Below are 14,069 nucleotides of genomic sequence, written 5' to 3'. Positions count from 1 at the left end.
ACTCGTATCTGGTTGGATTTAATTCTTAAAAATAAACTACACAAAATCGTCGATTGGAATCAAATTGATAAGGATGAATATTTAAATGCCATGATCCGTAGTACAGTCAGCACCAATGAATTAAAATATTTGATTCAAAAGGCTTTAACCGATGATTTAGGTAAAGAACAATTCTTTAAAGGAATTGATGCGAGTTATTATTACGAGGGATATTATGAAATAAAAACAGAAGATTTATAAATAACCGATACAAACAGACGAATCAAATTCTATATTGATTAGTCTGTTTGCTTACGGGATGATTTTGACTTTTGATTTTAAATTTTTGAAAAAAATAAAAAAAGGCGAAGCCTATATTAATTTATCTTATATATTTTAATCTTTTATTCTTTTGCGTCAAAAAAAAGTGAGTATTTTTAAGGAGTTACAGAATAATATAGCATAAAAAAACTGTGTATATAGCATAAAAAAACTGTGTATATAGCATAAAAAAACTGTGTATATAGCATAAAAAAATCATCATTTTATGCTATATTATGATATAATAAAAGTATGAAGAACAAACTTTTGAACGAGAATTTCTTCATACCTACTTATGAACACGCAGAGGAGCGTATCTTTATGTCTATTATAACAGAATTTGAAAAAAATCAGAAGCAGGTGAAAGCCTTGAATGAATTGTCAAAGCGTAAAGTAGTCGAGCATAACTCTTTAATTACCAGCATTGCGAAAATGGATAAAACACCACTTAAAATGTTTGAGTTAGCGGTATCATGTATTAATACCGAGGCTCCTCCTAAAGATCATACGGTTTACCTCTCAAAAACCGAACTTTTTGCGTTCTTTAAAGTTTCTGACAATGACAAACATAGTCGGTTCAAGCAGGCAGTTGAGAATATGCAGAAACAAGCTTTTTTCAAAATTAAAGAAAAAAAAGAACATGGGTTTGAGTTTGAAAATATTGTGCCGATTCCCTATGTAAAATGGGCTGATTATCATGATGAAGTTACTATCAGGTTTAGTCCTGAAATTATGCCTTATTTAATCAATCTAAAACAAAATTTCACGCAACATGCCTTGTCCGATATAGCAGAACTGAATAGCAAGTACAGCATTATCTTGTATCGATGGCTATCTATGAATTACAACCAGTACGAGCATTACAGTGCCAAAGGCGGACGCCGAGAAGAACAAGTGGAAACCTATCGCAATCCGTCAATTTCTATACGAGAATTGCGAGAAATGACAGATACAATGAAGGATTATCCTCGTTTTCAAAGTTTAGAAAGCTACATAATAAAGAATTCTTTGAAAGAAATTAATGAGCATACCTCTTTTAAAGTGACTTATGAGAAAGTCAAAAAAGGAAGAAGCATTAATTCTATTGTTTTTCATATCACTAAAAAACGAAGAGCAGATGATAATAGCTACAAGTTAGAAGATAAAGTATATCAAAAAGCGAAAGTTCAAAAAGAACAAAAAGAAAATTTATTATATGCAGAAGCTATGCAAAGCAAATACACCAAGTTATTGCTGGAACATTTTCTTTTATCACCTTATGAAATGACAAATCCAGCTACTATGGCTGGATTGCAGAGAAATGTTTATCCAAAATATGATGAACTCAAAGATTTAATGGGTATAGATGGAGTTAAAAAACACCTTTCATACATTTACGATAAACAAGAACCGTATTCTAAAGGAAATATTGCAAAGTATCTTAAAAAAGCAATTGAGCAATACCTACCCACGGTTAAAAGGCGGGGCTTATAATGAGTGATAATTTAAAAACCATAAAGGAGCTAGCGGACGAGTTAGGCGTTAGTAAGACAGCTATAAACAAAAAGGTCACAGATAGAGAACGAAAACTTTGGTTTTCGAAAATAGGAAACAAGTTTGTGATTAATGAAGATGGTCAAAAATCAATAAAGAGAATGTTTGAGGGGTTGACCGAAAACCAAGAATCGAAAACCGAAAACCTAGAACAAAAACCAAATTCGCAAACCGAAAACTTCCGGAATAATAATGAAAATAATGCTGATATTAAATATATACTAGATATAATTGAGTATCAAAAAGAGCAGATAAAAGATTTACAAAACACTAAAGATGAACAATTTAAACAATTAAGTAATATGCAAAATCTTTTAGATCAACAACAACGTCTAGCCTTACAGGATAAAAAGTTACTTGATGAGTATAAATCAGAAATCAATGAATTGAAAGCTCTTAAAATGCCTCGGGAGGATATAAAAGATGGCTCGTCGATAAGGGGTGAGGCGCAGGAAGAAATTGAACGACTGAAAGCTCAATTGAAGTTATCAGAAGAAGAACGAAACAAGGCAAAAGAAAAAGAGCCTGTAAAAACAGAATCTAAAAAATGGTGGCAACGATGGAAATGAGGGGGATCGAATGAGTCATTCGGAACAAATGATTGAAAACCAGTTCATACAGATCTTAAGTGAGAAAGAAAATCAGTGGACTTATCGTCCGGACTTGAAGTCGGAAGAAGCACTTTGGCAAAACTTTAGAGGTCATTTGAACCGAATTAATTTAGCAGTATTGGAAGAGCAACTATTAACGGACAAAGAATTTAAGCAAGTCAAAGTCGAGTTTTCACGTTTAACCGCAACACCTTTTTTAGCTTCTCAATGGCTTAGAGGAGAAAACGGGGTGGCTCAAGTTTTATTAGAGCGAGAAGATGGGAAAAAAGTGACTTTAGAAGCCTTTAGAAATAAGGATATCTCAGGAGGAACTTCTTCTTATGAGGTAGTTCACCAAGTGGTCCCAGATTCCTCTAGAGTAGATCGTGGAGATGTGAGCTTGCTGATTAATGGGCTCCCAATCATTCATATTGAGCTCAAAAAAGAGTCTGCTAAAGACGGTTTTATGCAAGCTTATTATCAAATTCAGCGTTATGCAGAAGATGGATTTTTTAAAGGGATTTACGCAACTACTCAAATCATGGTGATTTCCAATAAAGTTGATACCCGATACTTTGCAAGACCTAGTGAAGATACCGCTGAAGCCTATGCTAGGATGAAGAAGTTTTTATTTAATTGGCGGACGGAAGACAATCAAACGGTTTCCGATTTGTTTGATTTTACTCGTATAGTTTTGCGGATACCCGATGCCCATGAATTGATTAGCCAATATACCATTCTCGTCGATGATCAAAAAAATCAAAAATTCCTCATGGCTTTAAGGCCTTACCAAATTCATGCTATTCGTAAGATTCGTCAAAAAGCGGCACAGCATGAAGGAGGATTCATTTGGCATGCGACAGGTTCAGGAAAGACCATTACCAGTTTTGTCGCAACGAAATTATTAGCACAAAATGCGATCGGTGTCGATCGTACGGTCATGGTTGTTGATAGAACAGACTTAGATGCTCAAACGCAGGATGAGTTTACGAAGTTTGCCTCGGAATATCATACCGGACAAACGACCGGAAATTCGGTAGCCAATACTTTGATTGTTGGGATCAAAAATCAAAAACAATTGGCTCGAAACCTCCTTTCATCAAAAAATAATAATACGATTTTAGTGACCACGATTCAAAAACTCTCTGCGGCTATGCGAAGCGCCCAACAAGAGAGTGAAGAAAAAGGCTCGAATCAATTTGAGAAGCTAAGGCAAGAACATATTGTTTTTATTGTTGATGAGGCTCATCGTGCGGTTAGTGATGAGGAAATGAAGCGAATTAAGAAAATATTACCCAATTCAACCTGGTTTGGATTAACGGGGACGCCTATTTTTGAAGAAAATAAAAAGCAAGAAAATGGAACCTTTGCCAGAACGACGAGCCAGCAATACGGGCCACTCCTTCACTCCTATACAACCAAAAATGCCATGGATGATGGGGCTGTGTTAGGCTTTCAAGTCGAGTATCATTCACTGATTTCAGAAGAGGATCAAGAGGTGATTGTCACCCAACTCAATAAAGGAAAGTTGCCAGACGATGCCCTCCAACAAGAAAAATTATTGCCTACGGAACTTTATGAAAAAGATGAACATATTCGTACCATGTTACAAAAAATCTTTAATCGGAGGAGTGTGGTCAAAAAGTTCAAGGTAAAGAATGGTTTTCCTACGATGTCAGCCATTCTTACCACTCACTCGATTGCCCAAGCCAAACATATTTACCGGATTTTAAAGGAAATGAAAGATAATGGGACACTCTTGAATGGGCGACAATTTGATGAACGTCATCAACTGATTGATAAAGATTTCCCAAGAGTAGCTATTACCTTCTCAACCAATCCGGATCAATTAGAAAAAAATGAACAAGACGATGAATTAGTAGAGATCATGAAAGAGTATGCGAAACAGTTTGATGCCTCTCCTTATCAAGATGAGAAACTCTACAATCAAAATATTAATAAACGGTTGGCCCGTAAGGAAAAGCAATATCAATCGGATGGTCAGTGGCTAGATTTTGTTATTGTTGTCGATCGTTTATTGACAGGCTTTGATTCTCCAACGATTCAAACCTTATATATTGATCGAGAAATGAACTATCAAAAGCTCCTTCAAGCGTTCTCAAGAACCAATCGTATTTATACAGGAAAAGATTCTGGGTTGATTGTCTCTTTTAGAAAGCCCTTCACCATGAAAGAAAATGTGAAAAACACGTTTCGTCTATTCTCAAATGAAAAGCAAAACTTTGATCAACTGATTCCAAAAGAATATGAAGAAGTCAAAAAAGAATTTATCGAATGTTCAACACTTTATAAACAAAGCGAAGCCGACCTATCGGATAATCCCAACGATCTTAAAACGATGATTGCGCAAGTGAGTGCTTATCAAAAGCTAGAAAAGAGTTATAAAGCGCTCCGAAGCTATGATCAATACGAAGAAGACTTTGAAGCATTTTCAGAAGTGGTGGAGCAGTTGCCACAATATCAAGGTAAAACGGAAAATGTTAAAACAAAGATTAAAGAAATGATCGAGGATGAGGAGCATCCTGAGGAGGACTTCGAAAAGCTTTTACAAGAGATTGCTTTTTCTTCGCAGCTCAATGCGACACATAAAGACGTCGTGGATAGTTTTTATATTAATCAACTTTTGAAAGCGATCCAATTAAACGAAGCAGGGGCCATTGAAAAATTTGAAAAAGAAATCCAACAAAAGGATCCTCAAATCCAAAAGATGTATCACACCTTGAAAGATCAACTCGTCAATACTACTGAAGAGATCGATGTGGCTCAATTAAAAGAGACTTCGATTCAAAATGAAATTCAAAGACAACTTCAAAAAGAAGCTGAAGAATTTGGATTATCCTTCGACTTTTTACAGTCTGCAATGAATGAGTATCAAGGCGATAAGAAAACGATCCCTTATTTAACCCATTTACTGGATTCGATGACTCTTAGTAAAGAAGAGTTCGAAGCCAAAACGGGTGAAAAATACAGAAGAAGAACAAAAGTTTTAGAAGAACGACTACAACAAAACTTTGAACAAATTCAAAAATGGAAAGAAGAATTATAATGGCGACAGGTTTAAATCAACAACTATGGGCTTCTGCGCATATCTTACGTGGGAAGATGGATGCAAGTGAGTATAAAAACTACTTACTGGGATTAATTTTCTATAAGTACTTGTCCGATGCGCAGCTGAGAGAAGTTTATGAACAAGAAAATGGCAAAACAGATACCTTCCCAGAACGTTCCACTCAGTATGCAGGATTCATGGAGTGGTACGAAGAAGACAAAGACGATTTAATCGAAAATATCCAACCCAAACAAGGCTACTTTATCCAACCCGATCAATTGTTTTATAGTTACCGCATCAAAGCAGACAACTATGAATTTAATTTGACCGATTTACAAGCAGGTTTTAATGAGTTGGAACGTCAAGGAGAAGAATTCAGTGGATTGTTTGCGGATATTGATTTAAACTCCACAAAATTAGGATCAAATGCACAACAACGTAATGTGACGATCACTGAGGTTTTGCGTGCCTTAGATGAGATTGATTTATTTGAACACAATGGCGATGTGATTGGGGACGCTTATGAGTATTTAATCGGGATGTTTGCGGCAGGTGCAGGTAAAAAAGCAGGCGAGTTTTATACCCCACAAGCTGTTTCACGCATCATGTCAGAAATTACGTCGATCGGACAAGAAACCCGTGCGCCTTTTCATATTTACGATCCTGCGATGGGGTCAGGTTCTTTGATGCTTAATATTCGTCGTTATCTCAAAAACCCTAATCAAGTCCATTATCACGGGCAAGAATTAAATACAACGACCTTTAACTTGGCACGTATGAACTTAATCCTTCATGGGGTAGATAAAGAACGCATGAACCTGAATAACGGAGATACTTTAGATGCCGATTGGCCCTCAGAAGAGCCTTATCAGTTTGATTCTGTGGTGATGAACCCTCCTTATTCAGCAAAATGGTCAGCGGCAGATAAATTTCTCTCTGACCCTCGTTTTGAGCGTTTTGGAAAATTAGCGCCTAAATCTAAAGCGGACTTTGCCTTTCTCCTTCATGGTTTTTACCATTTGAAAGAATCGGGAACAATGGGGATTGTCCTTCCGCATGGCGTGCTCTTTAGAGGAGCCGCAGAAGGAACCATTCGTCAGGCCCTTTTAGAAATGGGAGCCATTGATGCGGTTATTGGCTTGCCGGCCAATATCTTTTTTGGAACGAGTATTCCGACAACGGTTATTATTTTGAAGAAAAACCGTTCTCGTCGTGATGTCTTGTTTATCGATGCTTCTCAAGATTTTGAAAAACAAAAAAATCAAAATGTCCTGTTGGATGAACATATTGATAAAATTGTTTCTATCTACAAAAAACGAGAAGATATTGAAAGATATGCTCATGTTGCAAGTTTTGATGAGATCCAAGAAAATGACTTTAACTTAAATATCCCTCGTTATGTAGATACCTTTGAGGAAGAGGAACCGGTTGATTTGGTTGCAGTAAATACCAATCTCCTTAAGATCAATGAAGAATTAGTTCAACAAGAGCAAGTGCTCTTATCGTTGATTAACAATTTTTCAGAAAGTGAAGAGAATCAAGCATTGATTGATTCGATGCGTCTTCTTTTGAGAGGTGGGCATGATGAGTAAAAAGAGTCCACAATTAAGGTTTGAAGGTTTTACGGATGATTGGGAAGAGCGTAAGTTATCAAGTGGATTACGTGAATATACAGATAGAGTAATTGTTGAAGATGATAAGGAGTACTACCAGATTTCTGTACGTAATAATTTTGGAGGAATTACGTTACGGGGATCAAAAATGGGAAATAAAATAGGTCGTAAACGTCAGGCTAAAATTAATTTAACAAAGTACCCTCAAACCCTGATCTTCACAAGACAAACGGTAGAACAAGGTGGCATTGGTTGGGTAGATAAATACTGTGACGGCGCTATTGTTACAGAGAATATGCCGACGATTTCGTTAGATACATCCGTATTTTCTAAGTATTTTCTTACTAACTTATTTCAAACAAGAATTTTTTATAAAAATGCAATATTAGATAATATCGAAGGCGGTTCTGCTCAAATTGCAATACATGAATCTAAATTTTTATCTTCTACCCTATTATTTCCAAATTTGGATGAACAAGAAAAAATAGGTCAGTTCTTCAAACAATTAGATAACACTATCGCTCTTCATCAGAGTAAGTTAGATTTGTTGAAAGAGCAGAAAAAAGGCTACTTACAAAAAATGTTCCCTAAAAATGGTGCCAAAGTTCCTGAATTGCGATTTGCGGGGTTTGCTGACGATTGGGAAGAGCGTAAGTTAGGTGAAGTTGCAACTCTTAGCTCCAGCAAAAGAATTCATTTAAGCGATTATGTAACGGAAGGCATCCCGTTTTATAGAGGAAGTGAAATTAGTACAGGCGGAATCACAGGAAACCAAGAATTGTTTATTTCTCAAGAAAAGTTTGATGAAATAAAAGAAAAATATGGTGTCCCATCAGAAGGAGATATATTAGTTACTGCTGTAGGAACGTTAGGAAACCTTTGGAAGGTTGATAGCCGTAGGTTTTATTATAAAGATGGAAATCTAATTCAAATTAGTAAAATGCAGGTAAATTCAGATTATTTATTAACTTACTTTACTGGTGGGATAGGAAAGAAACGTTTGCTTGATAGTGCAGCCGGCTCTAATCAAAAAGCTTTAACTATGGTAAAGATGCGTGAAATAACAGTAGATTTCCCAAGCGAAGATGAACAAAAAAAAATTGGAGCCTTCTTCAAGTCATTAGATGATACTATCGCTCTTCATCAACGTAAGTTAGATTTGTTGAAAGAACAGAAAAAAGGCTTTTTACAAAAGATGTTTGTTTAGGGTCTATAATTAGATAATCGCCCCTCTAAAACACTATTAAGACAGCCCCCATTATCTAATCAATAGATAATGGGGGCTGTTTTTAATTTAAATGATATGATTTGTCAAATTAAGTTAGAATAAAATGCTTCTTGTACATAGCTCAAAAATATCTCAATTGGTGTTCTGTAATTCAATGATTTTCTTGGAATATGATTACGTTGATTGCTGACACTGGAAATAAATGTCTGATTCACTTCTCTAAAATCCATTGATTTCGGCAGTCCATTACGACGCAGAATCCCGTTAGAATTCTCGTTTAATGGGCGTTGAGAAGGTGTTCCAGGGTCCGCAAAATATATATCAATATCATGTTGGTTACTAATGGCTTTCCAGTTAGAAAATTCTTTTCCACAGTCAAACGTAATAGATTTAAAGAAGTTTTTAGGGAAGCGAGAAAACCATTGATTAAGGGCAGTTTCAATATCTAATGCCTTACGGCCGTTGGGTTTAATCGTGATAATTACTTTAGATAATCTTTCAACTAAAGTAATGACGGCACTTTTATGATGAATGCCAACGATCGTATCACCTTCAAGGTGACCAAACTCAGAATTGAAATCAGGATAATTATCAGGTCTATCATGGATTGAGCGCTGATATTGTTGTTTTCCCCGTTTTTCCTGATGGCCATTGGGTTTTCTTTTACCTTTCATCGGTAGTGTGTCAATATCAAATATTCCTTTAGAAAATAAACGATAAAGTGTTCTCATACCGCATGAAACAGGCCTTTCTTTTCGCCCGATAATGACGTCAGGCGTCCAACCAAGAGTGACTTTCTCTTTAATGTAATCTACTTCATGAGCAGGTAATTGAATGACTTTTCTACCACATTTTTTCTTATTTTCTTTATACTGGTGCCAATAATCAAGAGCAGTCTTGCCTTGCTTGAACTTATTGACTACATTATAAATAGTTTGTATAGCACGTCCCATTCGGTTAGCGATTTCAACCGGTTTATTATGTTGAAGATAATATGATTCTATCATTGTCAGTTCGTCTATGGTAAGATGTTTGTAGGTCATTTATGGTTACACTCCTTTGTTTTCTTTCGTCGGAAATACAATTTGAGTGTACCATAAATGCCTTTTTATTTTTCTAACTTAATTTTACAATTCGCGTCTTTTTCTTTGCTTTGTAAACGGTTTTATGTTATTACTATAGTATAGATTAATTATTAGAATTAGTCTAATTAAGAACAAGGAGGACTTTCTAATGACATTCGATTATAAAGATCATGGCAAAGAAAAATTTATCGTTAACATTGAGGATTATACCAAAGAAAACGAGAATTACCGTACAACAATTTGGACTGGTGAAAAACTTCAGGTTACATTAATGGCTATTGAACCCGGTGACGATATTGGTTTAGAAGTACACATGGGTATCGATCAATTCCTCCGTATCGAAGAAGGTAAAGGTTTATGCCAAATGGGAGATGCCGAAGATAATCTTACATTTGAACAAGAAGTTTCAGATGATGATGTAATTTTAGTACCTGCTGATACTTGGCATAATGTAACCAATATTGGTGACAAACCTCTGAAAATTTACTCAATTTATGCAGGTCCTGATCATGTCCCTGGTACAGTACATAAAACGCATGAGGAAGCTAAAAATGATCCTAATGAAGACTAATTTTAGTTATATGATTTGTCAAATTAAGGGCACCTCTAATAACTACCAATTAATTCACCTCTAAATGAAATTAGAAAAAAACACAGAAAACTAAGCATAGTCTACTGTGTTTTTCTTTATGTTACAGACGCCACTTGACTGTTTATTCTTATTTTAGACAGATTACCGCCATGTTTTGAGATTTAAACGTTTAACTTGTTCGTACCTCAATAAGTTATAAGTCAGATTTGTAAGGTCAGTATTTAAAACAGCTCGATCGAATCCAATAGAACGTAAACTAGAACCATGCATTGAATTTTCAACAAAGCCAAATACATGTTCAATACGGACACGTATTTTCGAAATGATTTTATTAAACATTTTATCGTCTGCCTTAAGAGATTTAGAACGTGTGTTTTTAAGACAGGTAAAAAGTTCAGCACCTTTAGGTGTTGCTTGATTTTGATAAGCTGAGTCTGCTAAGGTGATCTCATCGGGATCAACAAGAACGCCTATTACTTGAGAATCATGCACATTTGCAGGCGTTGTTTGATAATTCTTTACGAATTTTGATTTGGTATCTATAGCAATATGATTTTTGTAGCCATAGTGTCTCTCATTGTCAGTAAATAAACAAAAACTTTTTTAAGTGTGCTATTATAAGTCATATAGGTCGTGCGCTTACTAATGCTTAGTGGTTTAAGACTAGGATAGCACGACTTATATATTTTTCAATGAAATCAACTAGCAATTCGGGTATACTAGATATAATTGAGTATCAAAAAGAGCAGATAAAAGATTTACAAAACACTAAAGATTCTTGTTACTTTGTATGATAAATTCTTCAAAACTGCATTTAAAGCAACCACTGAAAAACTAGGGATTGTCTTTACACCAATTGAAGTTGTGGATTTCATTGTTCATTCCGTTGATGATGTGCTTAAAAAGCACTTTGGCAAATCTTTAGCGAGTAAAGATGTCCATATTTTAGATCCATTTACAGGTACAGGGACGTTTATCGTTCGAACATTGACTTACCTAAAAGATCAAATGGATGCTGGAGAAATCTCTTTAGCTGATATTACACGTAAATTCATGAAAGAATTACATGCGAATGAAATTATTTTATTAAGTTATTACATTGCGGCCATTAACATTGAATCAACCTTTGATGAAATAAATGGTGATGAAGAAGGGTATATTCCTTTTGAAGGAATCGTCTTAACAGATACCTTTGAAAGTACAGAGACAGAAGATACATTAGATGATGATTACTTTGGTACTAACGATGAACGTTTGAAACGACAACAAGAAGTTCCAATTACTGCAATTATTGGAAATCCACCTTACTCCATGGGGCAAGTTGATGAAAATGAAATTAATAATTCAACTAGCTATTTTAAATTAACGGATGCTATTACTAATAGTTATGTTAGATTAACAGATGCTAGAAGAGTAGTTTCTGTTTATGATTCTTATTTAAAAGCATTCAGATGGGCTACTGATAGGTTAGCTAGTAATGGTGTGATTGGATTTATAACAAATAGTTCTTTTGTTGATTTTAAAACGATGAATGGTGTTCGGAGAAGCTTTGAAAATGAGTTCAATTACGTATATGTCTTAAACCTACGTGGAGCAATAAAAGAGCGTTTAGGTGAGTTAGCCAAAAAAGAAGGTCAAAATGTCTTTGACATTATGACGGGAGTAGCAATTACTATTTTAATTAAAGATGGTAGCCAAAATCATGATATTTATTATTATGATATTGGAGATTATTTAACAAGAAAAGACAAGTTTGATTATCTTGAAAAAACGTATTCTATGATTAATGTAGATTGGTTAAGAATATCTCCTGATGAAAATGGTGATTGGATAAATAAGAGAGATAAAAACTATTTAAACTATGTCCCTATGGGAAATGACTCCTCTACTAATTATACGGATACAATGTTTAAAGATTCAGCAATTGGTGTTACAACGAGTAGAGATAGTTGGGTTTATAATTTCGGGAAGAAACATGTTTTTGATAATTCGGCTAAATTAGTTAGGAATTATAATAATGAACGTGAGAGATTAAGTAATTACTTGCCTAAACAAAAACTAGATTATATTAACACTGATTCAACATATATGAGTTGGAGTAGGAAAACTAAAACGAAATTATCTTCTAACATATCCATAAACCATGACGAGCGTAAGATTGTTAAAAGTTCCTATAGACCATATACTTATAAATGGTTATATTATGATACTGACATAGTTGAAATGCCTGGACGTTTTAAAGATTTTCTTGGGGAAAATAATAAAGTAATTTATGTTAGTGGTCCTGGAGTAAAAAGAGATTTTTCTGTGATAATGACTAGTGCTATACCTGAATATAAGTATATTGAAAAAGGTCGAGGATTTTATTATTCGAACAATGGACGAAATGGATTTTTTGGCACTTCCGAAATAAATATAAATTCGCATTATGGATTGACCGAGGAAGAGATTTTCTTTTATATATATGGTGTCCTTCATTCTTCTGAATACCGCAAAAAATATGCTAATGATCTACAAAAAGCTTTACCTCGTATTCCATTGCTTAAAAATAAAGAAAAGTATCTTGAAATTGGATCTAAGCTTGCTGATTTACATTTGAATTATGAAGATCAGCCTATCTGGGAAGGTGTTGAAGTTGAAATTTCTAAACCAAATTATCTTGTTAAGAAGATGAAACATCCTAAAAAAGGTATATTAGATACTATTATTTTTAACGATAGTATCACGATTAAAAATATTCCAGAAAAAGCCTATGAATATATTGTTAATGGTCGACCTGCTATTGAATGGATTATTGATCAATATCAAGTTAAAACAGATGAAAAATCTGGTATTACAGATGATCCTAATGATTTTAGTGATGATCCTAAGTATATTTTGAACCTCCTACTATCTGTTATTACAGTAAGTATGCGTACACTCGAATTAATTGATGAATTGCCACCATTTGAAGTAACCGAATAAGAAAGAAGGCCTTAGTAATGGAAATATTAAAAAAAAGAATTAATAATGTTGAAAAATATCTATCAGACATTTCAGACAACCAAAAATTTTTTATCGGAATTAAAATTGAACTGAACAAAATCCAAAAAATACTATCAGAAAAATTCAACAAAACTGACGAAAATGGATTGATGTTTATTCCAAAACCCTATAATGGAATAATGGCTCAACGTAATACCGTGGGAGAGTTTTTATCTGACAAAAGTAAACCCAAAGAAACTGCCTATCGCGCTCAGAGTTGGTCTCTAAAAGATTGGGGAGGAAATATTCATTCTGGAACTAGTGAAGTACCTTATAAAAGATATCCAAAAATTTTTATAGACCCCTTCGGCCTCAACTTCATTTTACTTAATGATAAACAGTATTTAGTAATTAATAAGCAATTCAATAAAAAAAAATCTGAATATGACAAAATAAAATCAGCCATCAATCTCACGTTAGAATTATTCAATAAAGCTGAAACTTTTATACTAGACGTAGACACAGATATGCTAAAACCAGTTAGACAAAGTGTTCCTTGGGAAATTCTTCCCCAAGGGGTTAGAATTTGGAATGCTTTTAAAGATGTAGCTAATTCTAATCAAGTATCAAAAAGTGCTAAAATATTAATCGAAGAAAGATTTAAATATTTAGAAGAATTCAAGCCAGATATTGAGTATCAAGGTACTGCTGGATATTCAGGATATATAGCTTTTGCTTTTTCAAGTAAAAATATCTATGTTCTAGATTCTATCTTGTATGGAAATGCTACGTATATTTTTGGTGGTAATTGGGAGGAAATATCTCAATTAACTAAAAAACAAATAATTGATGATAATTTATATAAATATAGAATTATACATGATAAAAAATGGAAAACTGAAATAGGAAATATTCTTAATTCTATCTAGAAATCTGTTTTTATAGGGGGTATTATTATATAATGACCCCTCAAAAAGACTATTAAAACAGCCCCCATTATCTATCGGTTAGATAATGGGGGCTGTTTTTTTGTTAAGTGATATAATAAACCATAAAAGAAGTTTAGAAATACGGTCCTGGTCATCAATAAATAA

Annotated in this window: 8 protein-coding genes and 3 pseudogenes; 9 read left to right on the top strand and 2 right to left on the bottom strand. The window is 34.2% G+C overall.

Translation table 11 applies throughout. The annotated features are described in order from the left end of the window. From HFD15_RS13465 to HFD15_RS13440, 6 genes and pseudogenes are all read left to right on the top strand, one after another. Window positions 1–240, top strand: a pseudogene (locus tag HFD15_RS13465) (cell filamentation protein Fic); the annotation flags it as partial. A 381-nt stretch (window positions 241–621) separates the two neighbouring features. Further along, window positions 622–1,773 carry a RepB family plasmid replication initiator protein gene (locus HFD15_RS13460; protein ID WP_021166450.1) on the top strand — a complete coding sequence of 384 codons (1,152 nt, stop codon included), beginning with the start codon at window positions 622–624 and terminating at the stop codon, window positions 1,771–1,773. After that, window positions 1,773–2,402, top strand: a complete 630-nt coding sequence (locus HFD15_RS14445) for a DNA-binding protein (protein WP_235585779.1) — start codon at window positions 1,773–1,775, stop codon at window positions 2,400–2,402. The genes HFD15_RS13460 and HFD15_RS14445 overlap by 1 nt, the downstream gene beginning before the upstream one ends. Window positions 2,403–2,412: 10 nt before the next feature. Continuing rightward, window positions 2,413–5,490 carry a type I restriction endonuclease subunit R gene (locus HFD15_RS13450; protein WP_058224160.1) on the top strand — a complete coding sequence of 1,026 codons (3,078 nt, stop codon included), beginning with the start codon at window positions 2,413–2,415 and terminating at the stop codon, window positions 5,488–5,490. Then, entirely contained in the window at window positions 5,490–7,085 is a 1,596-nt protein-coding gene (locus HFD15_RS13445; RefSeq protein WP_058224161.1) for a type I restriction-modification system subunit M, read from the top strand. The genes HFD15_RS13450 and HFD15_RS13445 overlap by 1 nt, the downstream gene beginning before the upstream one ends. After that, complete coding sequence (locus HFD15_RS13440; protein WP_081041450.1) at window positions 7,075–8,313, top strand: restriction endonuclease subunit S; 1,239 nt, start codon at window positions 7,075–7,077, stop codon at window positions 8,311–8,313. Before HFD15_RS13445 ends, HFD15_RS13440 begins: the two co-directional genes overlap by 11 nt. A 104-nt stretch (window positions 8,314–8,417) precedes the next feature. Here the strand turns inward: HFD15_RS13440 and HFD15_RS13435 are convergent, their stop codons facing one another. Continuing rightward, window positions 8,418–9,377: an IS30-like element IS6770 family transposase gene (locus tag HFD15_RS13435; protein ID WP_000221326.1), complete on the bottom strand. Its 960-nt coding sequence runs from the start codon at window positions 9,375–9,377 to the stop codon at window positions 8,418–8,420. A gap of 190 nt (window positions 9,378–9,567) precedes the next feature. On the opposite strand from HFD15_RS13435, the gene HFD15_RS13430 reads away from it, so the two are divergent. Beyond that, the gene (locus HFD15_RS13430) at window positions 9,568–9,990 is read left to right on the top strand and encodes a cupin domain-containing protein (protein WP_003108064.1); all 423 of its coding nucleotides are present in this window, start codon (window positions 9,568–9,570) and stop codon (window positions 9,988–9,990) included. 162 nt (window positions 9,991–10,152) lie between these two features. Here the strand turns inward: HFD15_RS13430 and HFD15_RS13425 are convergent. Continuing rightward, window positions 10,153–10,590 (bottom strand): annotated as a pseudogene (locus HFD15_RS13425) (transposase); the annotation flags it as partial. 192 nt (window positions 10,591–10,782) lie between these two features. Here HFD15_RS13425 and HFD15_RS13420 point away from each other — a divergent pair. Both HFD15_RS13420 and HFD15_RS13415 read left to right on the top strand, forming a co-directional pair. Further along, window positions 10,783–12,975: pseudogene (locus HFD15_RS13420) on the top strand (type ISP restriction/modification enzyme); the annotation flags it as partial. 17 nt (window positions 12,976–12,992) lie between these two features. Next, window positions 12,993–13,904 carry a hypothetical protein gene (locus HFD15_RS13415; RefSeq protein ID WP_032398745.1) on the top strand — a complete coding sequence of 304 codons (912 nt, stop codon included), beginning with the start codon at window positions 12,993–12,995 and terminating at the stop codon, window positions 13,902–13,904. The last annotated feature ends 165 nt before the right edge of the window (window positions 13,905–14,069 follow it).

This window comes from Lactococcus sp. EKM203L, from assembly GCF_011800585.1.
GTDB lineage: Bacteria > Bacillota > Bacilli > Lactobacillales > Streptococcaceae > Lactococcus > Lactococcus lactis.
The sequence above is the reverse complement of the archived record's forward strand: the minus strand, read 5'-3'. Positions and strand labels throughout refer to the sequence as shown.

Bases quoted from the DNA above. Each gene is read 5' to 3' on its own strand.
- HFD15_RS14445 (WP_235585779.1), top strand. From the start codon at position 1,773: ATGAGTGATAATTTAAAAACCATAAAGGAGCTAGCGGACGAGTTAGGC.
- HFD15_RS13430 (WP_003108064.1), top strand. From the start codon at position 9,568: ATGACATTCGATTATAAAGATCATGGCAAAGAAAAATTTATCGTTAAC.
- HFD15_RS13440 (WP_081041450.1), top strand. From the start codon at position 7,075: ATGATGAGTAAAAAGAGTCCACAATTAAGGTTTGAAGGTTTTACGGAT.
- HFD15_RS13435 (WP_000221326.1), bottom strand. From the start codon at position 9,377: ATGACCTACAAACATCTTACCATAGACGAACTGACAATGATAGAATCA.
- HFD15_RS13415 (WP_032398745.1), top strand. From the start codon at position 12,993: ATGGAAATATTAAAAAAAAGAATTAATAATGTTGAAAAATATCTATCA.
- HFD15_RS13460 (WP_021166450.1), top strand. From the start codon at position 622: ATGTCTATTATAACAGAATTTGAAAAAAATCAGAAGCAGGTGAAAGCC.
- HFD15_RS13445 (WP_058224161.1), top strand. From the start codon at position 5,490: ATGGCGACAGGTTTAAATCAACAACTATGGGCTTCTGCGCATATCTTA.
- HFD15_RS13450 (WP_058224160.1), top strand. From the start codon at position 2,413: ATGAGTCATTCGGAACAAATGATTGAAAACCAGTTCATACAGATCTTA.